The organism is Arthrobacter sp. 10N43, from assembly GCF_056394525.1.
In genome coordinates this window covers 468,133-491,842 of the sequence record NZ_JBFTIA010000005.1, presented here as the reverse complement: position 1 = coordinate 491,842, position 23,710 = coordinate 468,133, and the positions used below count along the sequence as shown (strand labels likewise).

Annotated in this window: 19 protein-coding genes and 1 rRNA gene; 5 read left to right on the top strand and 15 right to left on the bottom strand. The window is 68.9% G+C overall.

Annotated elements, in window-relative coordinates; translation table 11 throughout:
* From rrf to AC1DDO_RS13830, 4 genes are all read left to right on the top strand, one after another.
* A 5S ribosomal RNA gene (gene rrf, locus AC1DDO_RS13845) occupies positions 1–86 on the top strand; the annotation flags it as partial.
* A gap of 210 nt (positions 87–296) precedes the next feature.
* Positions 297–638 carry a YciI family protein gene (locus AC1DDO_RS13840; RefSeq protein WP_476972061.1) on the top strand — a complete coding sequence of 114 codons (342 nt, stop codon included), beginning with the start codon at positions 297–299 and terminating at the stop codon, positions 636–638.
* A 264-nt stretch (positions 639–902) separates the two neighbouring features.
* A complete protein-coding gene (locus AC1DDO_RS13835) occupies positions 903–1,751 on the top strand; it encodes an SDR family NAD(P)-dependent oxidoreductase (RefSeq protein WP_476972060.1) in 849 nt (282 codons plus the stop codon).
* Positions 1,752–1,890: 139 nt separating this feature from the next.
* Complete coding sequence (locus tag AC1DDO_RS13830) at positions 1,891–2,193, top strand: excalibur calcium-binding domain-containing protein (RefSeq protein WP_476972059.1); 303 nt, start codon at positions 1,891–1,893, stop codon at positions 2,191–2,193.
* A 150-nt stretch (positions 2,194–2,343) separates the two neighbouring features.
* Here the strand turns inward: AC1DDO_RS13830 and AC1DDO_RS13825 are convergent, their stop codons facing one another.
* From AC1DDO_RS13825 to AC1DDO_RS13800, 6 genes are all read right to left on the bottom strand, one after another.
* The gene (locus AC1DDO_RS13825; RefSeq protein ID WP_476972058.1) at positions 2,344–4,215 is read right to left on the bottom strand and encodes a putative bifunctional diguanylate cyclase/phosphodiesterase; all 1,872 of its coding nucleotides are present in this window, start codon (positions 4,213–4,215) and stop codon (positions 2,344–2,346) included.
* A 166-nt stretch (positions 4,216–4,381) separates the two neighbouring features.
* A complete protein-coding gene (locus AC1DDO_RS13820; protein ID WP_476972057.1) occupies positions 4,382–6,484 on the bottom strand; it encodes a putative bifunctional diguanylate cyclase/phosphodiesterase in 2,103 nt (700 codons plus the stop codon).
* Between the two features lie 136 nt (positions 6,485–6,620).
* Positions 6,621–8,882, bottom strand: a complete 2,262-nt coding sequence (locus tag AC1DDO_RS13815) for an EAL domain-containing protein (protein WP_476972056.1) — start codon at positions 8,880–8,882, stop codon at positions 6,621–6,623.
* A gap of 158 nt (positions 8,883–9,040) precedes the next feature.
* Entirely contained in the window at positions 9,041–10,222 is a 1,182-nt protein-coding gene (locus tag AC1DDO_RS13810; RefSeq protein ID WP_476972055.1) for a glycosyltransferase family 4 protein, read from the bottom strand.
* A gap of 318 nt (positions 10,223–10,540) precedes the next feature.
* A complete protein-coding gene (locus tag AC1DDO_RS13805) occupies positions 10,541–10,780 on the bottom strand; it encodes a hypothetical protein (protein WP_476868531.1) in 240 nt (79 codons plus the stop codon).
* A gap of 34 nt (positions 10,781–10,814) precedes the next feature.
* A complete protein-coding gene (locus AC1DDO_RS13800; RefSeq protein WP_476972054.1) occupies positions 10,815–12,260 on the bottom strand; it encodes a flotillin family protein in 1,446 nt (481 codons plus the stop codon).
* Between the two features lie 304 nt (positions 12,261–12,564).
* Between AC1DDO_RS13800 and AC1DDO_RS13795 the strand changes: the two genes are divergently transcribed.
* A complete protein-coding gene (locus AC1DDO_RS13795; RefSeq protein ID WP_476972053.1) occupies positions 12,565–14,031 on the top strand; it encodes a phenylacetate--CoA ligase family protein in 1,467 nt (488 codons plus the stop codon).
* A gap of 49 nt (positions 14,032–14,080) precedes the next feature.
* On the opposite strand, the gene AC1DDO_RS13790 is transcribed toward AC1DDO_RS13795, so the two are convergent.
* From AC1DDO_RS13790 to AC1DDO_RS13750, 9 genes are all read right to left on the bottom strand, one after another.
* Positions 14,081–15,064, bottom strand: a complete 984-nt coding sequence (locus tag AC1DDO_RS13790) for an HNH endonuclease (RefSeq protein WP_476972052.1) — start codon at positions 15,062–15,064, stop codon at positions 14,081–14,083.
* 112 nt (positions 15,065–15,176) lie between these two features.
* Positions 15,177–16,397 carry a serine hydrolase domain-containing protein gene (locus AC1DDO_RS13785; RefSeq protein WP_476972051.1) on the bottom strand — a complete coding sequence of 407 codons (1,221 nt, stop codon included), beginning with the start codon at positions 16,395–16,397 and terminating at the stop codon, positions 15,177–15,179.
* 150 nt (positions 16,398–16,547) lie between these two features.
* Positions 16,548–16,877, bottom strand: coding sequence for a ferredoxin (fdxA, locus tag AC1DDO_RS13780; RefSeq protein WP_476972050.1), 330 nt, complete (start codon positions 16,875–16,877; stop codon positions 16,548–16,550).
* A gap of 6 nt (positions 16,878–16,883) precedes the next feature.
* Positions 16,884–18,359, bottom strand: coding sequence for an aldehyde dehydrogenase family protein (locus AC1DDO_RS13775; protein WP_476972049.1), 1,476 nt, complete (start codon positions 18,357–18,359; stop codon positions 16,884–16,886).
* A gap of 66 nt (positions 18,360–18,425) precedes the next feature.
* Positions 18,426–19,214, bottom strand: coding sequence for an SDR family oxidoreductase (locus tag AC1DDO_RS13770; RefSeq protein ID WP_476868538.1), 789 nt, complete (start codon positions 19,212–19,214; stop codon positions 18,426–18,428).
* Positions 19,214–20,152 carry a dihydrodipicolinate synthase family protein gene (locus AC1DDO_RS13765; RefSeq protein WP_476972048.1) on the bottom strand — a complete coding sequence of 313 codons (939 nt, stop codon included), beginning with the start codon at positions 20,150–20,152 and terminating at the stop codon, positions 19,214–19,216. Before AC1DDO_RS13765 ends, AC1DDO_RS13770 begins: the two co-directional genes overlap by 1 nt.
* Positions 20,153–20,193: 41 nt before the next feature.
* Positions 20,194–21,018, bottom strand: a complete 825-nt coding sequence (locus AC1DDO_RS13760) for an enoyl-CoA hydratase-related protein (RefSeq protein WP_476972047.1) — start codon at positions 21,016–21,018, stop codon at positions 20,194–20,196.
* Positions 21,015–22,280 (bottom strand): CaiB/BaiF CoA transferase family protein, encoded by a 1,266-nt coding sequence (locus tag AC1DDO_RS13755; RefSeq protein WP_476972046.1) that lies wholly within the window; start codon positions 22,278–22,280, stop codon positions 21,015–21,017. Before AC1DDO_RS13755 ends, AC1DDO_RS13760 begins: the two co-directional genes overlap by 4 nt.
* Positions 22,277–23,659 carry an FAD-dependent oxidoreductase gene (locus AC1DDO_RS13750; RefSeq protein ID WP_476972045.1) on the bottom strand — a complete coding sequence of 461 codons (1,383 nt, stop codon included), beginning with the start codon at positions 23,657–23,659 and terminating at the stop codon, positions 22,277–22,279. The genes AC1DDO_RS13755 and AC1DDO_RS13750 overlap by 4 nt, the downstream gene beginning before the upstream one ends.
* Between the last annotated feature and the right edge of the window lie 51 nt (positions 23,660–23,710).

The window sequence follows — 23,710 nt, the reverse complement described above, 5'->3', positions numbered from 1 at the left end:
GTCCCATCCCGAACCCGGAAGCTAAGACCCACAGCGCCGATGGTACTGCACCCGGGAGGGTGTGGGAGAGTAGGTCACCGCCGGAACACCATTAACGGTCGAGGACCCCCAACACATGTTGGGGGTCCTCCCGCATTTAACCCCCACTTCGTGATTGAGCGTCCAGCTGGGGCGGATGACATAGGAAGCTCCATCATTCAGAGACCTCGACCCGCAACACAACACCCATTACGATCGAGTCGAAGTGATCCATCGCTGCCCCTACTTGGCGGGCGCCGGAGCAGAGGAGTCCTCGAATGACGAAGTACCTGATCTCGTTCCCCGGTGAGGCCATGGTGTTCCCTGAGGAGGACTTCCAGGCAGTGGTCGAGGCCTCGCATGCCGTCATCGAGGAGGCCAAGGCTGCAGGCGTGTACGTCTTTGGCGGCGGGATCGATGAGGACGTGGACCCGGTGCTCGTTGCCGGTGACGGCACCGTCACCGAGGGCACGTACCCAGGCCACAAGGTGCCCAACGGCGGCTATACCGTTCTGGAGCTTCCCTCGCGGGAGGCGGCGATCGAGTGGGCCGCGAAGATCGCCGTCGCCTGCCGCTGCTCGCAAGAGCTCCGGCAGTTCGGGTACGACCCGGCCAGCTGACGAGGGCAACCCCAGCCAGAGCCCGTCCATGCGGCGATATCCGCGCCCCGCACCTGCGCAAGGATGGCGTAAGCACCATATTGATGCAGCAGTGTGAGGAGGCGCTGAGCTGACGGCCGCCTTCGCATCAATCCCACCAGATTCCCAGCAAACTCCGGGGTAAGCACCGGCTCGTCCGGAACATTCTCCCGGGTGTGCTCGTTAGAATTCGACGGGGCTGGATTCCAAAAACCAGCCCACCGTTTTCGTTCTAAGGACACCCCAATGCCCGAACGCACTATCGTCATCACCGGAGCCAGCGACGGGATCGGCGCGTCCGCCGCGCGGACCTTTGCCCGCCAAGGGGAGCGCGTCGTCGTCGTCGGGCGTTCCGCGCACAAGACTGAGGCGATCGCGAACGAAATCGGTGCCGACTTCTATGTCAGCGACTTCGCCGACCTCGCCCAGGTGCGCACCCTGGCGGCCCAGCTGAAGGAGAAGTACCCGCAGATTGACGTCCTGGCGAACAACGCCGGCGGCATCATGGGTCCCCGCGAACTCACCGTGGACGGCCACGAGAGGACCTTCCAGGTCAACCACCTGGCCCCGTTCCTGCTCACCACCGGGCTGATCGACGTCCTCGCCGCCAGCCGGGCCACCGTCATCAACACCTCCAGCGTCGCGAATTCGCTCTTCGGCAAGCTGGATATCGACGACCTCGACGCGGCACGGAGCTATTCCATCAACCGCGCCTACGGCAACGCCAAGCTCGCCAACATCCTCTTCACCACCGAGCTGCACAACCGCTACAACGCCGAGGGCATCTCGACGGCGGCCTTCCACCCCGGCGGCGTCGCCACCAACTTCGCGGCGGACTCCACCAGCCCCATGCGACTGGCCTACAAGTCCTTCCTCAAGCGGTTCATGCTGACCCCCGACCAGGGCGCGGACACTCTCGTGTGGCTCGCCAACGCCACCCCGGGCCACGACTGGATCTCCGGCGCCTACTACGCCAAGCGGACGCTCTCCAAGGCCAACAGGCAGGCCTACGACGCAGGCCTCGCCAAGGCACTGTGGCAGCGCAGCGAGGCCATGGTGGCCCAGGACCTCGACAAGCTGGACCGCCAGCCGTAAATCACGGTGTGGAGCCGCGCCTGAGACGCGCCTGAGCGGCCCGTAGCCTCCCCACCTGCGGCGGAATCGTGGGTTAGCATTTTCCTGCCCCTCTCCGACACGCGGCTGAGGGCTTCTATTTGGGGGAGTGCTCTCTACCGTGCGCCTGAAGAAACTGATTATTGCGACTCTGGCGGGTACCGCCGTCGTCCTGAGCGCCACGGCCGTGCCGGCATCTGCCGCGCCCGCGCCGAGGTCGTACAAGAACTGCACGGAGCTGAACAAGGTTTACCCGCACGGGGTGGGCGTCAAGGGCGCCCGGGACAGGACCAGCGGCAAGCCGGTCACAAACTTCCGCGTCGACAACACCTTGTACAGCTACAACGACGGCGCCGGCCCCCGTCACTGGGGCGAATACGACCTTGACCGCGACAACGACGGCATCGCCTGCGAAAAGCGCTAGGTCCGGTCCATCGATTGGCCAAGAACGGCCGCTAAGCCATGCTGCTTAGCGGCCGGTTGCGTCCAACGGCGGGGTGCGGCGTCGATGGCGTACTGCAATCGATGGGGTGTGGCGGCGTCGACGCAGGGCGAGGGCAGGGTGACACCAGGGTCACCGCGCGGCGTCGACCCTGTCCAGGGCGTTCAGGGCGCTTTCCATGGTTCCGGCCAGGTGGCTGGCCGGCGCCGGCTTGGCGAACAGGTAGCCCTGCAGCGAGTCGCAGCCGCGCTCCATCAGGTACTTGGCCTGGGCCGGGGTCTCGATGCCTTCGGCCGTGACCTTCAGGCCGAGGGCCTGCGCGGCGTTGATCATGGTGGCGAAGAACGGGAGCTGTTCCTGGCCGGTCTTGATCATGGCCACGAAGGAGCGGTCGATCTTGACGTTGTCCAGCGGCAGTTCCTGGAGCCGGCCGAGCGTGGAATACCCGGTGCCGAAGTCGTCCATGGCAATCCGGACCCCGGCCGCGCGCAGCTGCCGCAGCTGGCCCAGCACGTCCGAGGACGCATCGAAGAACACGCTCTCGGTGAGCTCCAGCGTGAGCTGGTGCGGGTCGACGCCCGTGGATGCGGCGATCGCGAGCACATCCACGGCGAAGTCCCGGTGCTGGAACTGCAGGCCCGAGACGTTCACGGCGACGCTGTACGCCGCGTCTCCGGCGAGCCAGGGGCGGATCTCGGCGCAGGCGCGACGCAGGACCTCGTCGCCGATCTCGCGGATGAGGCCGCTCTGCTCGGCCACGGGCAGGAACTGGTTGGGCGGCACCAGCCGGCCGTGCCGCTCCCACCGGGCAAACGCCTCGAACTGCACCACCGAGCCGATGCCGGGGGACACCACGGGCTGGTAGTGCACCGAGATCTGGCCCAGCTCGACGGCGCGCCGGAGCCCGGTCTCGCCGTCGGCCTTGTGCGCCGGCGTGCTCAGCATCTCCGGCCGGAACCGCAGCCAGGTGTTCTTCCCGGCGGCCTTGGCCGCGGTCATGGCGGCGTCGGCCTGGCGGAGCAGTTCCGCCCCGTCCAGCGTCTGCCGGGACTTGGACGCCAGGCCCATGCTCACGCCGGGCCGGACCATGGAGCCGCCCACGCGCAGGGGCGCGTAGAGGGCCTCGGCGATCCGCTTGGCCACCGCGTCGGCGTTGAGGCATTCGGTGAGCAGGACCGCGAATTCGTCGCCGCCCAGCCGGGCCACGGTGTCGTGCGGCCGCACACAGTTGCGCAGCCTGCTCGCGACCTCCACCAGCAGCTCATCGGCCGCCGAGCGACCCAGCACGTCATTGAGGTGCCTGAAGTCATCGAGGTTCAGCAACAGGATGTCCGCCGGATCCGGGCGGCGCAATGCCGCGGCGAGCCGCTCGTTGAAGAGCGGGCCGTTGGGCAGGGCCGTCAGGGGGTCGCGGAGGGAGCCGGCCTTGAGCTCGTCGTCGTGCTCGGCGAACGCTTTGGGAACGGCCGCCGGAGTTACTGCCGTTCCTGCAGAAACAGAACCAGAACCTGAAGCAGACGCACGACGGCGGACGTCGCCGCCGAGGGTCGGTCCGGCGCTGCTGGCACTCAGCTGGGCCGCGCCCGCGCTCGGCTGGGCCGCGCCCGCGCTCGGCTGGGCCGCGGCGGCGCTCGGCTGGGCCGCGGCGGCGCCGCGGATCGAGAGCGCCACGGAGATTCCGGCGTCGGCCGCTCCCGCAGGGGCCGGGACCAGCGCGCAGGTGATTTCGACCGGGAGTTCGGTGCCGTTGGCACGGCGGCCCGAGCCGGCGAAAGGAGCGCCCGGGTTTGCGGCCTTGCCAAGCCCGGCCAGGACGCCGTGGAAATCCTCCCGCGAGGCCTCAGCCAGGAGCATGCTGTGGTCCGCCCCCAGGAGCTGCGCCCGGGAGTAGCCGAAGAGCCGTTCCGCGGCCGCGTTGAGGAAGGAAATGGATCCGTCCGGACCGACCAGCAGCAGCGCGTCCGGGCTGTACTCCAGCAGTTGTTGTGCTAATCCAGCTTCCACGATTTTTGACAGCCCCCCAGGCAATGAATACGGATAGCGGGCGCCTTGCGGAGAACAAGGCGCGCTGCGCTGACTGAATCATAGTCGGTGCGGCCTCCCCGACCGTGATGGGCAGCATGCCGGGACTAAATGTGTCGGCACCAGCCGGCCGCCCCCGGACGCCCTGCTACCCGGGCAGCGGGACGCCCTCGAGCTCGGCGATGGCGGCATCCGAATTCCGGACTGACTGCTCCCTGGCGGCCGCGGGTTCCGCGCGGGAGAAGAGGAAGCCCTGCAGGGCATCGCAGCCGTGGTCCATGAGGTAGCGTGCCTGGGCGGGCGTCTCGATGCCTTCGGCCGTGACCTTCAGGCCCAGGCTGTGGGCCATGTGGATCATGGAGGTCAGGATGGGCAGCTTTTCGATGCCGGTCTGCAGCATGGACACGAAGGACTTGTCGATCTTCACCACGTCCACTGGCAGGTCCTGCAGGCGGCCCAACGAGGAATAGCCTGTCCCGAAGTCGTCCAGGGCCACCCGGATGCCGGCCTCGCGCAGGGTCTCGAGCTGGCCGATGACGTGCGAGTGGGCGTCGAAGAACACGCTCTCGGTCACCTCCAGGACCAGCTGGCGCGGGTCCACGCCGCTCCATGCCGCGATGTCCAGGACCCGCTCGGCGAAGTCACGGTGCTGCAGCTGCACGCCGGAGACGTTGACGGCCAGGCTCCGGAACGGGTCCTCGGCCAGCCACGGGGCCAGCTCGGTGCAGCTGCGCCGCAGCACTTCGGCCCCGATTTCCCGGATCAGGCCGCTCCGCTCGGCGGTCTGGATGAAATCGTCCGGCGGGACCAGCGCGCCTTCCCATTCCCAGCGTGCCAGGGCCTCGAACTGCACCACCCCGAGCCGGTCGCTGGAGATGACGGGCTGGTAGTGGACCTTGATCTGCCCCAGCTCCACCGCCCGCCGCAGCCCGGCCGTGAGCTGGGTGCGCTCCAGCAGCGCGGCCAGCATCTCGGGCTGGAAGTGCACGTAGCAGTTCTTGCCGGCCTCCTTGGCCGCGTACATGGCCAGGTCCGCCTGCCGCAGCAGCTCCGAGGACGTCTCCGTTCCGGCGTCGCGCGATGCCACGCCCAGGCTCAGGCCGGGCCGCATGAGCGTTCCCTCGATGGAGACCGGGGCGTTCAGGGTGCCGACCACGCGCTGGGCCACGGTGTCGGCGTCCCGGCAGCCGACCAGCAGGACCACGAACTCGTCCCCGCCCAGCCGGGCGACGGTGCCGTGCGGGCCCACGCAGTTCTGGAGCCGGCGGGAGATCTCCACCAGCATCTCGTCGCCGGCATGGTGGCCCAGGACGTCGTTGACTTCCTTGAAGTCGTCCAGATCCAGGAGCAGCACGTGCACCGGGTCCGGGGTGAGCAGTGCCGCGGCGGCCCGTTCGTTGAAGAGCATCCGGTTGGCCAGCCCCGTGAGCGGGTCCTGGAACGCCAGTTCCTTGAGCTTGCCGGCCTGCTCGGCCAGTTCCTCCATGGCGCGGCGGGCCTGGTCCTGGGCGCGCCGGCGCGAGGTGATGTCGCGGAAGTTCCAGATCCGTCCCACGATGGTGTCCGCCACCTTTTGCGGGCGCGAGTACAGCTCCACGGTGCGGCCGTCGGTGAACTCCAGGACGTCGTGGCTCTGCATCATGCTGTCCGCGTAGAGCGCTGAGACTATTTCCAGAAAGTAGTCGGGGTCCACCAGCTGGTCCGCGATGAACCGCACCAGGGCGTTGGGGTCCTCGGCCGCGACGAGTTCCGGCGGCATGCCCCACAGCTTGAGGTACTGGTCGTTGATCCCGGTGATCAGGCCCTCGCTGGAGACCACCACGATTCCGTCCGACGTCGATTCCAGCGTGGCGTCCAGGAGTGAGACGGCCAGCCGCCGGCCGGAGTCGGAGTCGTTGCGGTGGTCGGCGTCGCGCACGGCGACCGCCATGGCGGTGCCGCCGTCGACGCTCACCAGTGAGCAGGTAATCTCGACGGCGAGTTCGGAGCCGTCCCGGTGCAGTCCGACGGCGGCAAACGGCCGGCTTCCGGCCCGGCTCTTGCGGCCCAGGCGGCCAAAGACCCGGAGGAAGCCGCCGCGGGATTCCTCGGTGAGCAGGATGGTGTGCGGGACGCCGAGGAGATCCTGGCGGTGATAGCCGAAGAGCCGTTCCGCCGCCGAATTCACGAAGGCGATGGTCCCGTCCGCGGTCAGCAGCAGAAACGCATCCGGACCCTGTTCCAGCAGGTCTTCACCAAATCCAGTTCCCACGACGATACCGGCCCCCAAGCAACGGAAGTTCATAGAGCGATGATGGTCCCGGCTCAGACGCCCGGATCAATGCGTTTCCTGAATCATAGGGTCCTTCGGCCCGGTGTCCAGCACATCGGCCACGGAACTTTGCGGGTCACCGGTTGCCAGGCACCCGATCGCCCCGCAGCGCGGCGATTGCCCGGGCCGCCCGGTCCAGGGCCGGCGGGAGCGAGGTCTCCGGCTGGGGGCCGGAAAACAGGAAGCCCTGCAGGGAGTCGCAGTCCAGGTTCATCAGGTAGCCGGCCTGGGCGGCGGTTTCCACGCCCTCGGCCGTGACAGTCAGCCCCAGCCCGTGGGCCATGGCGATCATGGCGTTCAGGATGGGCAGGTGCTCCGTGCCGGTGTTGATCATGGCAACGAACGACTGATCGATCTTCAGCGAGTCCACGGGCAGCCCCTGCAGGCGCCCCAGGGAGGAGAAACCGGTGCCGAAGTCATCCAGCGCCACGCGGACGCCGGCCGTGCGCAGGCTCGTCAGCTGCTGGATCACGTGGCAGTCGTCGTCGAAGAAGACGCTCTCGGTGACTTCCAGGACCAGCTGGCCCGGGTCCACACCGCAGGATTCCGTCACCGCCAGGACCAGCTCGGCGAAGTCCCCGTGCTGCAGCTGGACCCCGGAGACGTTCACGGCCAGGGACCGGGAGGCGTCCTCTTCCAGCCAGGGCTTGAGCTCGGTGCAGCCGCGCAGCAGCACCTCGGTGCCGATCTCGACAATGAGGCCGCTGCGTTCCGCCGCCGGAATGAAGTGCTGGGGCGGGACCAGGACGCCGTCGCGGACCCAGCGGGCCAGGGCCTCGACCTCAGTCACGGTCCCGCGGCCGGCGGAGACGATCGGCTGGTAGTGCACGGCGATCTGCCCGCTGTCCACGGCGAGCCGCAGGCCGGCCTCGAGGTCGTTGCGGTCCACGAGGGCCTTCATCATCTCGGGCCGGAAGCGCATGTACCGGTTCTTGCCGGCGGCCTTGGCGGCATACATCGCGACGTCGGCGCGGCGCAGGAGCTCGGAGGCGTCCACGTCTTCGCCGCTGATCGACGCGACGCCCAGGCTGAGGCTGGGCCGCAGCATGGTGCCGTCGATCCACACCGGCACGCGGAGCGAATCGACGATCCGGGCGGCAACCGTCTCGGGCTCCGGCGAGTTGACCAGGAGCACCACGAATTCGTCGCCGCCCAGCCGGGCCACGACGTCGTTCGGCCGGACACAGGCGCGCAGCCGCCGCCCGACCTCGATGAGCATCTGGTCCCCGGCGTGGTGGCCAAGGATGTCGTTGACTTCCTTGAAGTCGTCCAGGTCCAGGAGCAGCACATCCACGGTGGTGCCGCGCGCGCCCGCGAGGGCGCCGGCGAGGCGGTCGTTGAATAGCTGGCGGTTGGACAGCCCGGTCAGGCCATCCCGGAACGCCAGCGACGTGAGCTGGGCGGACTGTTCGGCAAGGTCTGCCATGGCCCGGGTGATCCGGTCCTGCGCAACCTTGGCCGCGGTGACGTCGCGGAAGCTCCACACCCGCCCGACCACCTGCTCCGCGACCTTCTGCGGGCGCGAATAGCGTTCAAAGGTCCGGCCGTCGCGGAATTCGAGGTTGTCGTGGCTCTCCGCGGCGGGATCGGCGTAGAGGGCCTCCACCTTCTCGACGAACTTCGCCGGATCCCGCAGCTGGTCCAGGACGAAGCCCATGACGGCCTCATCGTCCCCGGTGGCGAGCATTTCCCGCGGGATGCCCCACATGGTGAGGAACTGGTTGTTCACCCCGGCGATCTCGCCCGCGCTGCTGACCACCAGGATGCCGTCGGCAGTGGATTCGAGTGTCGCGCTCAGCAGCGACATGGCCTCGCGGAGGCTGTCATCGTTCTCGGGCCGGTGCGAGGTGTCCCGCACCGCGGCGATCATGCTCACAGTGCCATGACCGGTCCCGTCACTGGCGCCTGCACCGTTGACCGCGCCGGTGACGGCGCCGGTGATGAAAATGGATCCGGCCACTTCGGCCTGGAATTCCGTGCCGTCCCGCCGCAGCCCGTAGGCCTCCACGGGAGCGGTGTCAGCGTCACCGGCGTCAGCGTCGGCGTCGGGCGCTTGGTGGAGGTGCGCGTCGCGGCGGAGGTTGAAGAACAGCCGCTGGAGCCCGTTCCGGTAGCCCTCGGCCAGGAGGATGCGGTGGTCCGAGCCCACGAGCTCCCCGCGGGAGTACCCGAACATGCGCTCCGTGGCGGCGTTGACCATCCGGATGGTGCCGTCCTCGGCCACCACCAGCAGGGCATCGGGGCTGGATTCCACCAGGTCCCCGTAGCCCGGGGCTGTTCCTGAGACCGTGCCTGAGACCGTGCCGGAGGCTTCCTCGGGGTACGACGGCGCGCTCACCCGACTACCGCCGTGCGAACTTGAGACCACCAACAAGACATTTAGGACCCTCCCATCCCGAAATCATAAGCGCCCTGAGGGTATCCGCGGTGCCAAACACGGGGGCGGTTCCGGGTCCGGGGCCGCGGGAAGGACTAAGAGCCCGGTTGCTCTGTCACCTAGGGTGCCCAAAACCCCTGTTTGGCAGCCGTAAGTGACAGGGCAACGAGGGGAGAGGGGCCGACAGCGGGGTCACTGATCACGGCCTGGTAGTGGGCAACGAGTTCGGTGCCGAGGGCGGACCACGTCCTGCCCTGGACCGAGGCGTGCGCGGCTGCGGCGAACGCGCGGCGCTTGGCGTCGTCGCCCATCAGGTCCATCACCCGGGCACGCAGCGCGGCGAGGTCGCCGGGCTCGTACAGCCAGCCGGTCCGGGAATTCTCCACGAGGTCCAGAGGCCCGCCGCGGCCCGTGGCAACCACCGGAACGCCGGATGCCATGGCCTCCTGGATGGTCTGGCAAAAGGTCTCGAACTCGCCGGGATGGACGAAGAGATCGAAGGAGGCCACCACCCGGGCGAGGTCATCGCCGCCAAGGAACCCGGTGAAGACCGCCTGCGGCAGGGCAGCCTCCAGGGCGGCCCGCTGGGGCCCGTCGCCCACGATCACCAGGCGCGTGCCGGGGACGTCGGCCAGCACAGCCAGGTCCTCCACCTGCTTCTCGGCCGCCAGCCGGCCCACGTAGCCGATGAGGCGCTCGCCGCCGGGCGCCACGGAAGCGCGCCACCCGGCGTCGCGCTTTGCGGGGTTGAACCGCTGCGAGTCCACGCCGCGCCGCCACATGTCCACGCGCGGAATGCCGCGGCCGCGGAGCTGGTTGAGCGCGAAAGTGGAGGGGACCAGGGTGCGGGAGGCCAGCAGGTGGATCTGGTCCACCCGGTTCCAGGCCCAGTTCTCCAGGAAGGGGACGCCGTAGCGCCCCGCGTAGCCGGGGACCTCGGTCTGGTAGATGGCCACGGTGGGGATTCCGAGCTGGTGGGCGGCCTGTGCTGCCCGCCAGCCGAGCACGAACGGGGACGCGAGGTGGACGACGTCGGGCGCGTAATCGGCAAGGATTCGCTTGACCCGATACACACCGCCCATCGCCACGCGCACGTTCGCATAGCCGGCCAGCGGGACGGAGGGGAGCCGGTGGACGTGGGCGCCGTAGACCTCGTCCGGGGCGTCAGTGTCCTGCGTGGACGGCGCGATCACCAGCACCTCGTCCCCGCGCTCCTGCAGATGCTCCAGCACGCGCAGGATGGAGTGGGTGACCCCGTTCATGAGCGGCAGGAATGATTCGGCGACGATTGCGATCCTCACCCCTCCACGGTGCGGGCGGCGGCTTGCGGCGCGGGGGAGCAGGCGTGGCCGGCAGGGGAAGAGTGGGTTAACAGGTGGGCGCGGTCAGGCGGGAACTGATGTGAGGGCGTAGAAAACTAAGGCCATGGGTCCACAGTGCGCACCCGACGAAGCAGCGGTGCCGGACGGCATGACGAAAGGAGGACTTACAGCGGGTCGGGCCAGTTGCCGACCGGGAGGCGGGCCATGCCGCGCTCGCGCATATTGCCTTCCATCTGAAAATACCTCCAGAGGCTACGGAACTTCAGAATACGCCCGTCGCCTCCCAGCGTCCAGAGGTCAGCCGGGCCTGAGGACGTCCGGTAGTTCGTCGACATACACGGTCTGCGGCGGCTCAAAATAGATGACCAGGACCTGCTCGCCCACGGCAAAGACGCTGCTCTTGTCGAAGGGGTGTGCATGGAAAGCGCTGGTTCCGCCGCGGACGGGCAGCATGACCTCGCCGATGGTGCCCGGGCCGATCCGTCCCGTCACGCGTCCAATCTTTCCGGTCAGGCTCCGGTCAACATCCTTGTGCATCAGATTCCCTGTACCCCCGCACGCATATCCGCCCCTAGGCCCCCGGAGTTTCCTGAGTTTTGGGATCGCGTTTGGCGGTGCTCCGGGTGTTCTTGAGTGCGGTGGAGAGCGCCGGAAGGTAGTCGCCCACCTGTGCCAAAACCCCGCCGATCATCCGGTTGACCCCGTCGCCGCCGTTCAGGACGGTCATCTGGCCGACGTGCGCAAACGGCTCGGCGGCAGCCGCCACGATCGCCGGCATGTTCTCGGCGAGCTGCTGGGCGATGACGGCGTCCTGGTTGGTTCCGAGGGCCTCGGCGCGGGCCCTGATGCCTTCTGCCTCGGCCAGGGCCTTGGCCTTGATGGCCGAGGCGGCGGCATCGCCGCGGGCCTTCGTGGCGGCTGCCTCGGCCTCGCCGGTGACCTTGGTGGCGCCGGCTGCTGCCGCTGCCGCCGTCGCGTTCGCCTGGGCCTGCACCTCCGTACGCCGGGCGTTGGCCGTGGCCTCGAGCTCGGTGCGCCGGGCCAGCGCCTCGGCGGCGCTGATGTCCGCCGATTTCTGGCCCTCGGCGTCGGTGCGCTTGGCGTAGGCCCTCGCGTCGGCAGGCTTGCGGACGGTGGTCTGCAGCTTCTGCTCTTCCCGGTCGGCCTCGAGCTTGGCCACCTCGGTTTCCTGGACCACCACCTGCTGGCGCGCCGTCGCGTCCGCCAAAGGACCGGCCTGGGCCGCGTTCGCCTTGGCGCGCTCGGCATTGGCCAGCGCCACGGACTGCCGGATCGCGGACACGCTCCGGGCGTCGGCAATCAGGGCCTCGGCCTCCGCTTCCTTTTCCGCGGCTTCGCGGTTCCGGGTGGCCTCGGCGATGCGGGCCTCCATCTTGACCATGGCAATGTGGGGCTTGGCGATGTTCTGGATGTAGCCCGTGGGGTCCTGGAGGTCCTTGATCTGCAACGAGTCGACCACCAGGCCCAGCTTCTCCATTTCGACGCCGCTGGCGCTGCGGACCTGGGAGGCCAGCTTGTCGCGCTCGCGGATGATTTCCTCGACCGTCATGCTGCCGATGATCGAGCGCAGGTGTCCTTCGAAGACGTTGTACACCTGGCTTTCCATCTTGGGCTGCTGGCCCAGGAAGCGCCGCGCGGCGTTGGCAATGAACGGCGGGGCATCCCCGATCTTGTAGATGACCACGCCGTCGACAATCACCTGGATGCCCTGGGAGGTCACGCAGGAGACCTTGAGCTCGGTCTCATTCAGCGTCAGGGACAGCGGCCGCACGGTCTGGAGCCCCGGCAGCACCAGGGCCCCCTTGCCCGTGACGATCTTGAAGTCCATCCCCTCCCGGGTTTCCAGCGTGCCGCGCGTCAACCCGGAGATGATGAGGGCCTCGTTCGGTTCCGCCACCTTCCACATCAGTTTTGTTGCCACCCAGATGACGCCGACGACGGCGACCGCCCCCAGAATGATCGAAATGAGCGGATACAAAAATGACAAGTCCGGCATAACCAGGTCCTTTCACGGCGGTGGAAAAAGGTATTAAGCAAAGCCCCAAACGATGCTGCTGGTAGTCCACGGCCGGCCCGGAGGCAGGAATTCCCACGCCGCCCAGCCAGCTGTTGTACACAGTCTGTGGTGCTGCGTGCCGGGAAGTCCAGCAATTCGACGGTGTCCGTGGATGCGCCCATGTGCTGCCGGGTGCCTAAAGCCCCTGTTGGGGCGGCCGACGGCGTGCCAGCGTGGGGATCGGGTGCGTCTGGCGTACGCACCCGCGAAAGGGTGATGCGGGATGCGCGGCTCTCCTCTCGGGATGACACGGACCACCGGAATCGCGTTGGATATCTGGCGGGCCGAGCGGGCCAGCCAGGACGCCATTGCCCGCCGGCAACGGGACCGGCTCGGCGCGCTGGTTGACTACGCCCGGTCCGCCTCGCCGTTCTACCGCCGCCTGTACCGGGACGTGCCGGGGACGGTCACGGATCTGGCCACGCACTTAGGGGAGCTGCCGCCGGTGGGCAAGCGCGAGCTCATGGACAACTTCGACGACTGGGTGACCGATCCTGACATCACGCTCGCCGGCCTGAAAGCGGACCTCCTTGGCGACGCCTCGCGCGTCGGCGGCTTCTACCGCGGGCAGTACCTCGTCATGACGACGTCCGGGTCCACCGGGGAACCCGCGGTCCTGGTCCATGACCGGAACTCGTTGCAGGTAGCGAACTTCCTCGCCCGGATCCGCGAACGGCGGACCCTGCTGAGCGCTGCCGAGGCCCGTGCTTTCCTGCGCCGCGGGTTGCGCGCCGCGGCGATGATTGCGGACGGGGACCACTTTGCCGGCGTGGTCCTGACGGAAACCGCGCGGCGTCGCAGCCAGCGCATCGCCCGCAGGGTCCGGGTGTTCTCCGTGCTCCGGCCGCTCCCGGAACTCGTGGCCGAGCTCAATGACTTCCAGCCGACCATGCTCTACGGGTATCCCAGCGCCATGGTGCAGTTGGCGGCAGAGGAAAGGGCTGGACGGCTCAGAATCCATCCGATCCTGGCAATCGCGTCCGGCGAGGCTCTGCCGGCCGATGCCGCGGCAGGCATCGAAGCGGCCCTTGGTTGCCGTGTCAGCCTGAGATACCTCGCCTCAGAGGTGCCGGCCCTGACCAGCCGTTGCCGGCAGGGGCTGTTCCATGTCAACGCCGACTGGCACATCGTGGAGCCGGTGGACGCGGAGTACCAGCCCGTTCCGGACGGGGAACTCTCCCACACGGTGCTGGTCACCAACCTGGCCAACCGGGTCCAGCCGCTGATCCGGTACAACCTCGGCGACCGCGTGCAGGTTGTTCCGGGCCCGTGTGCTTGCGGCAGCCCGTTTCCCGCGCTCCGTGTCGAAGGCCGCAGCGGCGACGTGCTGACGTTCGCGGCCGCCGGCAGCGGAGTGGTGGACGGGGCGGTTTTGGACGGGGCAGCTTTGGAAGGGGCCGTTTTGGACGGGGCCACGCCGGCCGCGACGGCCGGGGAAGTGGTGACGGTGCTGCCGTTGGCGCTGGGTACCGTGATCGAGGAGACCGCCGGCGTCCGCCGGTTCCAGGCGATCCGCACCGGGCCGAGGTCGCTCACCGTGCGGCTGGAGCTCTGGCGGAATGCCGGGACGGGCGACGTGCGGGCGGCGGTGGGGGAGCGCCTGGGGGCGTTCTTCGCGGCCCAGGGCGCCGACGGCGTCGACGTCCAGTTTGCCGACGAGCCGCCCCGGCCGGACCGCAGCGGCAAGTTCCGCGAGGTGTGGTCCGCCTGAGTGTGCACCTGCTGGCGGTGCCGGCGCCGTGTTAGTGCTGGCGGTGCCGTTAATGCTGGTTGAGGATCCGCCGCGCGTCCCGCTGGGCCTGGAGCTCCTTGGAGGTCAGCGTCTGCCCGGTCAGGTACCCGGCGGCGGCCATGGCCCGGCGCAGCTCCGCGACTGTGCGCGGGGTGGTCACTCCGAAGTGCGCCATGGCGTGGCAGTTGGCGCAGAGTGGCACGAGGTCGGTGACGGGATCCAGTTCGTAGGCGCCGCCAAGTTGTGACACCGGGACCAGGTGATGGACCGGAATGAAGTCCTTGCCGATGTCCCCGTAGGCGATTTCAAAGGAGAACCCGCACGCGGCGCAGCTGGTCCCGTGATGGGCGATGCAGGCCCTGCGCGCGTCCGGGCTGTGCTCATACCGGTTCACCTCGACGCGGCTGACCGCCGCCGCCGGGACGGTGCCGGGCACGGGCTGGGTGGGATCGGTACCAGGCTGCGGGCCGAATTCGCTCCAAAGGGACCGCAGCAGGGGCTCGGCGGAGGGGGCGACGGCGAGGGCGGGGCCGTGCAGTGCTTCCCAGTCGAGGCCGGGCACGAACTCCTCGAGGATCCCGGGCTGGATCTGGTCCCCGGCCGGCAGCAGGGCGTCAAAGGCCACACGGACGCAGAGCGGGGAACCGGCCGGCGCGGCGCTCGCGGTCTGCGGTGGTTGCGCGGTCTCCGGTGGCTGCAGACGGGGCGCCGGCCGCCCCGAGACGATCACGCCGTGGCCGATCAGGCCCTGCCCGTGGCGGCCCTGGAGCACGAGCCACGCCTCCGCGCCGCAGACGGCGGACTCGGCCCCGACGTCCGCAGGGACCTCGGCATCCGCAATGCCGTCGCCGCCACCGGCCACGCCGTCGCGCAAGTCAGTACCGATTCCGAACCCGGTCCCGACCTCCCAGTCGGTCAGGAACCGGCCGGTCTCGGCGACCTCTTCCAGGACCGCCGGGTAGGTCCAATCGTTCCATTCGTCGGGGTTCCAGACGAGGATGATGGCTGTCATCTGCCCATTGTCGCAGTGACTTTTGCCAAAGTGTCGCTGTGATTATCGCGGAGATTGTGGTGGAGACCGGGGCGGCGTCAGCCCGGACGCCCCGGTGGAGACCGGCGCGGCGTCAGCCCAAACTGCCCGGACTGCCTGCGGCATGGTTCAGCGGTCCTGTCGGCCCGGTCTGGCAGGTGGCGTTGAGGGTGTCCTCCGCGACGGACTCCATTTGGTGCAGGATGCGGGTGTCCCCGGGCTGGAGCGGATGGGGCGGGTAGGCTACGGCCATGGTGAGCTGCCGGGTTCCGTCCGCGCTGGTCATGGTGATGGTGCCGTAGCCGGGCACGTCACCGGGATGGCCGTAGTAGAAGTTGTTCGTGCACAGATCGTTCCACCGGACCACCCCGAGTCCGTACCGGGCGTACAGCGGGCTCTCCATCTCGGTGATGGTCTCCGGCTTGAGCAGCCGGTTCTGCATCAGGGCGCGGTAGAACGTATTGACGTCCGCCACGGAGGACACCATGCCCCCGGCGGCGTTGTCGATCTGGGCGGCCGGGTAGGTGACGTCGAGTTGCTTGGAATCCAGTGCGATGTAGCCGTGGACCATGGTCGCCGGCGCGGGCCCCTCCGCCGTCATTTTGGTTCCGGTCAACCCGAGCGGCTCAATGATGTCGGTGCTGATGACCTCGCCGATCCGCCGGCCGGTCAGGCGCTCGACGATCAGGGCAAGGGCAATGTAGTTCGAATTGGAGTACTCAAATCCCTGGGCCAGCTTCGCCTGCCAGGAAATCCGGCCTGCCATGGCCAGCAGGTCTGGCAGGCTCACCTTGGTGGTGAGGGCCTCCCGGACCGTGGCGGGATCGAACAAGGGTCCGTCCACGGACGGCATGCCGGAGCGATGCTGCAGCAGCTGGCGGACGGTGACAGGTCCCGGCGGGTGCATCACCCTGTCGAACTCCGGCAGGTACGTGCTGACCGGTGCCTCGAGCTGCAGCCGGCCTTCTTCGACCAGTTTCAGCACGCAGACCGCCACCATGGATTTGGTGATGCCGCCAACGTGGACGGGGTCCGTGATCTCGGCCAGGGGACGGTCCTCCAGGTTTCGCACGCCGTATGCCGCGGACCACTCGTCCGCGCCCACCCGGATCTGGACGAGCACGGCCGGGGCGCCGTCGTCGAGCAATCTCTTACTGAAGTCTTCGAGCATGCTCCGGTAGCCGGAATCCGGCGAGACCTGCTGGACCGGAGGTTCAGGCCCGGGGCTGCATCCGCTCAGCGCCATGATGAGCGCGACGACGGCGAACGCGGCCGTGAGCCGGCCGGATGAAGAGCGAATCCAAGCCACCGACATGGCAGTCCTTCTTGCAGGTCGGGTCTGTGATCGGGGGAGGAGGATGCCCCTGGCCGGGCACAATCCTGACCCTTGCGATGCTCCTCAGGCAGGCGGCCGGTGACTAGAGCCATAAGTCACAGGGTCAGAGGACGGGGTCAGCCGACAGGATCAGCCGGCGGCGCCCGCGGCTGCCGGCGCGGCCGCGACCACAGGATGGTCGCGGTGCAGGTTCCCGAGGGCTGAGGCGCCAAGCGGCGACCCCAGCTCCTCGAAGAACTCCACATTGGCACGCACGTAATCGGCCCACTCATCCGGGACATCGTCCGAGTAGTAGATCGCCTCGACCGGGCACACGGGATCGCAGGCGCCGCAGTCCACGCATTCGGACGGGTGGATGTAGAGCGAGCGCTCGCCCTCGTAGATGCAGTCCACCGGGCACTCGTCGATGCAGGCCTTGTCCTTCACATCCACACAGGGCTGCGCGATCACGTACGTCATGGCTGGCTACACGCCCGTGTAGACGGTCTTGCCCCACGTGAAGAAGTCCAGCGCGGACTTCCCCTGTTCGCGGAACGTGTTGGTGGAAGAGTCCTTGACGCCGCCGAACGGCACGTTCAGGTCCAGGCCCGCCGTCGGACGGTTGACCTTGATGACCCCGGCCTGGGCGCGGGCCGCGAAGTCCGTGGCAAAGGCCAGCGAGTCGGTGCAAATGCCGGCGGTGAGGCCGTAGCGGGAATCGTTGATCGCGGCGAGCCCGGCCTCATAGTCCGGGACCTCGAGGACGGCCACCACGGGTCCGAAGATCTCTTCGGTCACGGCGGCGTCGTCGAAGGGCAGGTCGGTGAGGATGGCGGCCGGGAAGCGGAACCCGGCGTCCGTGCCGCCGTCGTGCTCACCGTGCAGCAGCGTGGCGCCGCGTTCGACGGCGGTGCGCACCGCGGCCTGGTTCTGTTCGAACTGCTGGCTGCTCACGACGGCGCCCATCTTTGCACCCTCGAGGCCGTCGCCGGCGGTGTACTGCGCGGCTTCCTCGGTGAGGGCGGCCAGGAATTCCTCGCGGACGCCCGGCGTGACGTAGACGCGGGACGTGGCGGTGCAGGCCTGGCCGGTCAGGCCGAACGCGCCGGCGGCGACCACCTGCGCGGCCTTGCGGGGATCGGCGTCGTCCAGGACCAGGACGCCGTTCTTGCCGCCCATTTCCAGCTGGACCCGGGCGCGGCGGGCGTTGAGGATCTCCTGCAGGCCGAGGCCCACCTTGGTGGAGCCGGTGAAGGAAAGGCCGGCGATGCGCGGATCGCGGGCCAGGGCGTCGCCCACCACGCGGCCCTTGCCGTGGACCACGTTGAACACGCCGGCGGGCAGACCGGCGTCCTGCAGGGCGCGGGCCAGGTGCGTTGCGGAGAGCGGGGTGAGCTCGGCCGGCTTGATGACCACGGCGTTGCCGCTGATCAGCGCCGGGGCGGACTTCCAGGCCGGGATGGCGATGGGGAAGTTCCAGGGCGTGATGAGTGCGACGACGCCGAGCGCCTCGCGGCGAGTGGTGATGGTGGTGTCCGGCAGGCCGCTGGGCAGCACCTCGCCGGTGGCGGCCCAGCCGAGCGAACCGAAGAAGCGCAGCACGTCCGAGGCGCGCTTGACCTCGCCCTTGGCCTCGGCCAGGGTCTTGCCTTCCTCGCGGACGAGGTCGCCGGCGATGGCGGCCTGGCGGTCCAGGAGGAGGTCGCCGGCGGCCATGAGGATGGCGCCGCGTGCGGGGGCGGGCATGGCGGCCCAGGCCGGCTGGGCCGCGGTGGCGGCGCTGATCGCGGCATCGACGTCCTCGGCGGTGCCGCTGGGGGACAGGGCGGCGAGCTCGCCGGGGCGTGCCGGGTTCATCCGCTCGGTGTCCCCTTCGCCGAGCCATTGGCCGTTGATGAGGTTCCGGGCGGTGATGAGGTCGCGCTCAGTTGCAGTGGAGAGGTCTGTGGCGGTGGAAGTCATTGGGTGTTCCTTCGGGAGAGTCGGAGCAGGGTGTGTGCGGCGGTGGCCGCGGTTCAGGGCGGGCGGTTAGAGTCCGCGGATCAGGCCGCCGTCGCAGCGCAGTGCCACGCCGGTGATGTAGGACGCCGGGGCGCTGCAGAGGAACGCGGCGGCGGCGCCGAATTCCTCGGGTTCGCCGTAGCGGCGGGCGGGGATGGTCTTGCGGGATTCGAGCTGGATTTCCTCGGGAGTGGTGCCGCGCCGCTTGGCCGCGGCCTGGTCCAGCTCCGCCACCCGGTCTGTCGCGATGCGTCCGGGCAGCAGCATGTTGACCGTGACGGCGTCCAGGGCCACCTCGGCGGCGAGGGTCTTGAGGTAGCCGGCCAGCGCCGCGCGGCCGGTGTTGGAGACGGCCAGGTTGGGCAGGGGTGCCACGACGCCGCTCGAGCCGACGGCCAGGATCCGTCCCCAGCGCCGCTCCCGCATGCCGGGCAGGATGTGCGAGACCAGGGCGTGGTGCGGCTTGACCAGTTGTTCGAACGCCGCGGCGATGTCATCGGCGCCAAGCGTGGCGGCCGCACCGGGCTTCGGGCCGGGACCATTGAGGACCAGGATGTCGATGGGCCCGAGTTCCGCGACTGTCTGTTCGACGGCGGCGGCGACGCCTTCCGCCGTGCTGAGGTCTGCCTCGATGGCGACGGCGCCCGGCCCGTAGGCGTCCGTCAGTTCGGCGACGATCTCCTTGGCGCGCACCTGGCGCCGGCCGGTGATGGCCACCCGGACGCCTTCGGCGGCGAGGGCCCGGGCGATGGCGAGGCCGAGTCCGCCGGTGGAGGCGGCCACGAAGGCGGTCTTCCCGCTGATTCCGAGATCCATCAGTTGCTCCCAGCTGTCGTGAGTGCCGGCGTCGTTGTCGCGCCGGATTCCAGGGCCTCGGCCGCCTCGGCGAGGTGGGCCCGCAGGGCCGGCCGGAGGACTTCCGGGAACGGCGAGGCCGGGGTCCGGACTCCGGGGTCGGCGACGAGTCCGCGCTGGTGCAGGCATTCCTTGCGGATTGCCAGTGCGATCCGTGCCTGCTGTTCGAAGTTGATCAGCGGCAGGTAGGGCAGCAGGGCATCGCGGGCGGCCTCATAGCCGTCCTTCTGCCAGGCCCGCACGCAGGCGATGAGTGCTTCGGGGTAGGAGAAACCGGTCATCGCACCGGCGGCGCCAGCCATGAGCTCGTCCAACAGCCCCTGGCCGCCGAGGCCGCCAAACACGGAGACATCGAGGGCGGCGGTCAGTTGTCCGATCGACACGGACGTGGGCGGTGCCTCGGCCTTGACCGCGATGACGAAGCTGCAGGCCTGGACCACGGTGATGAGGGACTGGGCGGTGATGCTGACGCCGCTGGCGAGGGGGTAGTCCTGCAGGACCACGTTGGCGCCGGTGGCCCGGTGGATGGCGTCCAGATGCCGGATCACCGTGTCCGCCCGCGGCGAGTTGGCCTGGACCATCACGGCGGCCAGGCGCTCGCCGGCGATGGCCTGGGCGGCAAGGATTTCCTCGATGGCCGGCCGGGTGGCCAGTGCCGTCACGCCCACTACCAGCGGCAGTCCGGTGCATTCGACGGCGGTTTCCAGGACCTGTGCGCGTTCCCCGGAGGTGAGCGCGGCGGCTTCGCCGAAGACGCCCAGGACCGTCAGGCCGGTGGCGCCGATGGCCTCGTAGCGTTCCACGAGCCCGGCCAGACTGTCCAGGTCCACGTCCAGGCTGCTGCCTTGGAATGGTGTGGCGACGACGCCCCACACTCCGGGTGTCAGTGACTCCCGCATTGGTTTCTCCTTAATTCGTTGTCCCACAAGTGGCTGCATCCCTAACGGCCGGGCCAGACCGGCGGACGCTTCTCCTGGAAGGCGCGGACGCCCTCTGCGGAGTCCGCGCTGTCCAGCGCCGCCATGAGGGCCGGGAGTCGGAGCCCGCGGGCCTCGGTGGCGGTCAGGTGCGCGGTCTGCGTGACCATCTGCTTGACCGCTCGGACGGAGGTGGGCGCGCAGGCGAGGATCTGGTCCACCCAGCGCTGCACCGCGGCGTCGAGCTCCTCCGCGGGGACCACCTCGTTGACCAGGCCCATGGACTGCATCTCGGCGGCGTCGGCCTTCCGCCCGGTGAGGAGCATGCCCATCGCCTGGGTGTACGGGATCCGGCGCACCAGCTGGTGGATGCCGCCGTCGAGCGCCAGACGCCCCACCCGCGGTTCCGTCAGCCCGAACCGGGCCGTGTCCGCGGCGACCACGATGTCCGCGCCGAGCACGATCTCCATGCCGCCGCCCAGGGCGTAGCCGTTGACCCGGGCGATCACCGGGATGTCCAGGCTGGTGCGCAGGCTGAGGCCGCCGAAACCGTTCGGGTCCAGGCCGGCCCAGTATTCGAGTCCGGTCTTGTCCACGGCGGAGGCCGACATGTCAGCCCCGACGCAGAACGCGCGGGTGCCGGCGCCGGTGATGACGACGGCGCGGACGTCCGGATCGGCCTCGAGCTGGTCCCAGATCTCGTTGAGCCGGGCCTGGGCGCCGGCGTCGACGGCGTTGAGCACGTGCTGGCGGTCGATGACCACGGTGGCGACGTGGTTCTCGATGGTCAGGGTGACCTGGTCCACCGCCGAGGGAGCTGCCTGGGCGGCCTCTGACACGGCGGTCACCGGAGCACCCCCAGCTGCTGCAGGCGCTCGATGGTCTCGGCGTCGAACCCGTTCTCCAGCAGCACCTCGACGTTGTGCTCGCCCAGCCGCGGGGCCACCCGGCGGATGGTGGGCGGGGTGGCGGAGAGCCGGATGGGTGCGTTCAGCATTTTCACGGTGCCGACGCCGGGGTGTTCGGCCTCGACGATCATGCCGTTGGCGTGGGTCTGCGCGTCGGCGAGGGTCTGCTCCAGGGTGTGCACGGGAGCATTGAGCAGTCCCTTGTCCTCCAGCTGGCCGGTCCAGTACTCGGTGGTGTTGGTGGCGATGCGCTCGCGGAAGATCGCCTGCAGCGCCGGTTTGTTCTCGAACTGCTGCTCCAGGTTGGCGAACTCCGGCCGCTGCGTGAGGTCCTCGTCCAGGCCCAGGGCCTCGGAAATGCGCAGCAGCGGGTCCGGGGTGAAGCCGCCCACCATGCAGACGGCGCCGTCGGTGGTTTCAAAGACGCCGCTGAGCGGCATGGCGCCCCAATTGACCTCGTAGCCGCGGTTGAGCTGCATGCAGGCCTCCTGCATCTGCAGGTGCAGCATGGAGTCGTACATGGTCACCTCCACCTTCTGCCCGACGCCGGAGGATTCCCGGGTGCGCAGTGCCAGCAGGATGCCCTGCATGAGGTGCATGCCCGTGATGTAGTCGCACAGCGTGGTGGGGTAGATCGAGGGCTTCACATCGTCCGACTCGCGCCGCCACATGACACCGGAGTAGGCCTGCGCGATCGCGTCCTGGCCGCCCTTGTGCGAGTAGGGGCCCTCGGGGCCGAAGCCCGTGCCCGAGGCCCAGATGATGCCCGGGTTCTGCTCCTTGAGGTCCTCGTAGCCGAAGCCCATCCGCTCCATCACGCCGGAGCGGAAGTTGCTGACCACCACGTCGGCGTCGGCGAGCAGGCGGCGGAGCACGTCCTTGCCGTCCTCGGTGCGGGTGTCCACGGAGATGCTGCGCTTGTTCCGGTTGATGGACAGGAAGATCGGGTTGTCCTGGCCGTCCTTGTCCGGGAAGGAGTTGCGGGAGATGTCCCCGGCGCCCGGGCGCTCCACTTTGATGATGTCCGCGCCGTAGTCACCAAGCAGCTGGGTGCAGGACGGGCCCATGAACACCTGGGTGAAGTCCACGATCTTGATGCCGTCGAGGGGGAGCGGGGTGCCGGCAGATTCACCGGCGGCGGCGGGCGCCGCCGTCGTGGCAGTTGTTGTGCCTGACAGCAGGTCGTCGATGACGGTGCTCATGCCCCTACCACCGCATCTACGTCGAGGGTGGCGTTCGACGACGGGACGTCGCCCGGGTCAGCGCCGTGCCGGCGCATGCCCTGCTGGATGTCCAGCGCGGAGACGTCGCGGACGAGGGTGCCGTTCTGGATCGCCAGTGCGGCGGCGACGCCGACGGCCTGGCCCATGGCCATGCAGGGCGGGATCTCGCGGGACATCTTCTGCGCCTCGGGGGTGGCGGAGTAGTGGCGGCCGGCAACCAGGAGCTGGTCGACTTCCCTGGGCAGCAACGAGCGGAAGGGGTAGTAGTAGTCGCGGCCGCGGGCCACGGTGTCCGCGAAGTGGCGGCGGGAGGTGACGTCGTCCTTGGTCATGACATACTCGCCCTCGAGCAGGCGGGTCTGGCGGACGCCCATCTGGGATGCGACGTCGAGCATGTAGCAGTTCTCAAAGCCGGGCAGGTTGGCGCGGACGTAGTCCACAGCCTCGGTGATGCGGTCGCGGGCGGCGAATTCGGCGGCGGTCATGTCCGCCGGGTCGACGCCGTCGAAGCCGGTCATGTGGGGTGCGTTGCACCAGACGACGCCCTCGATCGGGGTCTTGAGCCACCACAGTTCCCAGGCACCGCCGAGGAGGCGCTTGATCTTGCGGTTGATGGCGCGGGCTTCCTTCGGGTTGGCCTGTTCGAAGGCCTCCGCGGCGTTGGTGTCGACGTTGCCCAGGCGGAAGACGAGCGTGGTGAGGTAGCTGTCCTTGACGTAGCTGGCGCCGGCCCGGGAGGCGACGTCGATGTCGCCGGTGGTGTCGATGACGATGTCCGCCATGAAGGCCTGCGGGCCGGACTTGGTCTCGCAGATAACGCCCTTCATGACGCCGTTGTCCACGATGGGGCGGGAGAACCAGGAGTGCAGGCGGAGGTTGACGCCGGCCTCGCGGACGAGGTCGTTGGAGACGCGCTTCCAGCCGTCCGGGTCGAAGGCGGCGGCGTAGCAGACCGGCTTGGGGGTGGTGTGGGAGTGGAAGTCGAAGGTGCCGTAGCGGCCCCACTTGTTCCACAGTTCCTCGGAGGTCTTGCGGTCATCGGCCGGCGGGACGATCGCCAGGCCGAGCTTCTGCAGGCGCTCGACGTATTCGGAGACGATGCCCGTGACGGTGATTTCCTGGCCGTTGATCATGTCATCGAGCACCAGGACCATGCCGCCTGAGGCGAGGCCGCCCAAGGAGGAGTAGCGCTCCAGCAGCGTGACGGAAGCGCCCGAGCGGGCTGCCGTGACGGCGGCGGCCACACCGGCGGGGCCACCGCCGACCACCAGGACGTCGGAGCGGGAGATGACGGGGGCGGTGAGGTCCGCCGTGGTGGTGCTGAGTTCCAGCGACGACATGGCTGAAGACGGGTTCATGGGGGATCCTTACTTGTTTCGGCCGAAGTGCCGGTAGAGGCGTGCCGTTGG

What these genes read in the sequence shown, in the direction of transcription:
- AC1DDO_RS13840 (WP_476972061.1), top strand. Translation starts at nt 297, where the DNA reads ATGACGAAGTACCTGATCTCGTTCCCCGGTGAGGCCATGGTGTTCCCT.
- AC1DDO_RS13835 (WP_476972060.1), top strand. Translation starts at nt 903, where the DNA reads ATGCCCGAACGCACTATCGTCATCACCGGAGCCAGCGACGGGATCGGC.
- AC1DDO_RS13805 (WP_476868531.1), bottom strand. Translation starts at nt 10,780, where the DNA reads ATGCACAAGGATGTTGACCGGAGCCTGACCGGAAAGATTGGACGCGTG.
- AC1DDO_RS13800 (WP_476972054.1), bottom strand. Translation starts at nt 12,260, where the DNA reads ATGCCGGACTTGTCATTTTTGTATCCGCTCATTTCGATCATTCTGGGG.
- AC1DDO_RS13795 (WP_476972053.1), top strand. Translation starts at nt 12,565, where the DNA reads ATGACACGGACCACCGGAATCGCGTTGGATATCTGGCGGGCCGAGCGG.
- AC1DDO_RS13790 (WP_476972052.1), bottom strand. Translation starts at nt 15,064, where the DNA reads ATGACAGCCATCATCCTCGTCTGGAACCCCGACGAATGGAACGATTGG.
- AC1DDO_RS13785 (WP_476972051.1), bottom strand. Translation starts at nt 16,397, where the DNA reads ATGTCGGTGGCTTGGATTCGCTCTTCATCCGGCCGGCTCACGGCCGCG.
- fdxA (WP_476972050.1), bottom strand. Translation starts at nt 16,877, where the DNA reads ATGACGTACGTGATCGCGCAGCCCTGTGTGGATGTGAAGGACAAGGCC.
- AC1DDO_RS13775 (WP_476972049.1), bottom strand. Translation starts at nt 18,359, where the DNA reads ATGACTTCCACCGCCACAGACCTCTCCACTGCAACTGAGCGCGACCTC.
- AC1DDO_RS13770 (WP_476868538.1), bottom strand. Translation starts at nt 19,214, where the DNA reads ATGGATCTCGGAATCAGCGGGAAGACCGCCTTCGTGGCCGCCTCCACC.
- AC1DDO_RS13765 (WP_476972048.1), bottom strand. Translation starts at nt 20,152, where the DNA reads ATGCGGGAGTCACTGACACCCGGAGTGTGGGGCGTCGTCGCCACACCA.
- AC1DDO_RS13755 (WP_476972046.1), bottom strand. Translation starts at nt 22,280, where the DNA reads ATGAGCACCGTCATCGACGACCTGCTGTCAGGCACAACAACTGCCACG.
- AC1DDO_RS13750 (WP_476972045.1), bottom strand. Translation starts at nt 23,659, where the DNA reads ATGAACCCGTCTTCAGCCATGTCGTCGCTGGAACTCAGCACCACCACG.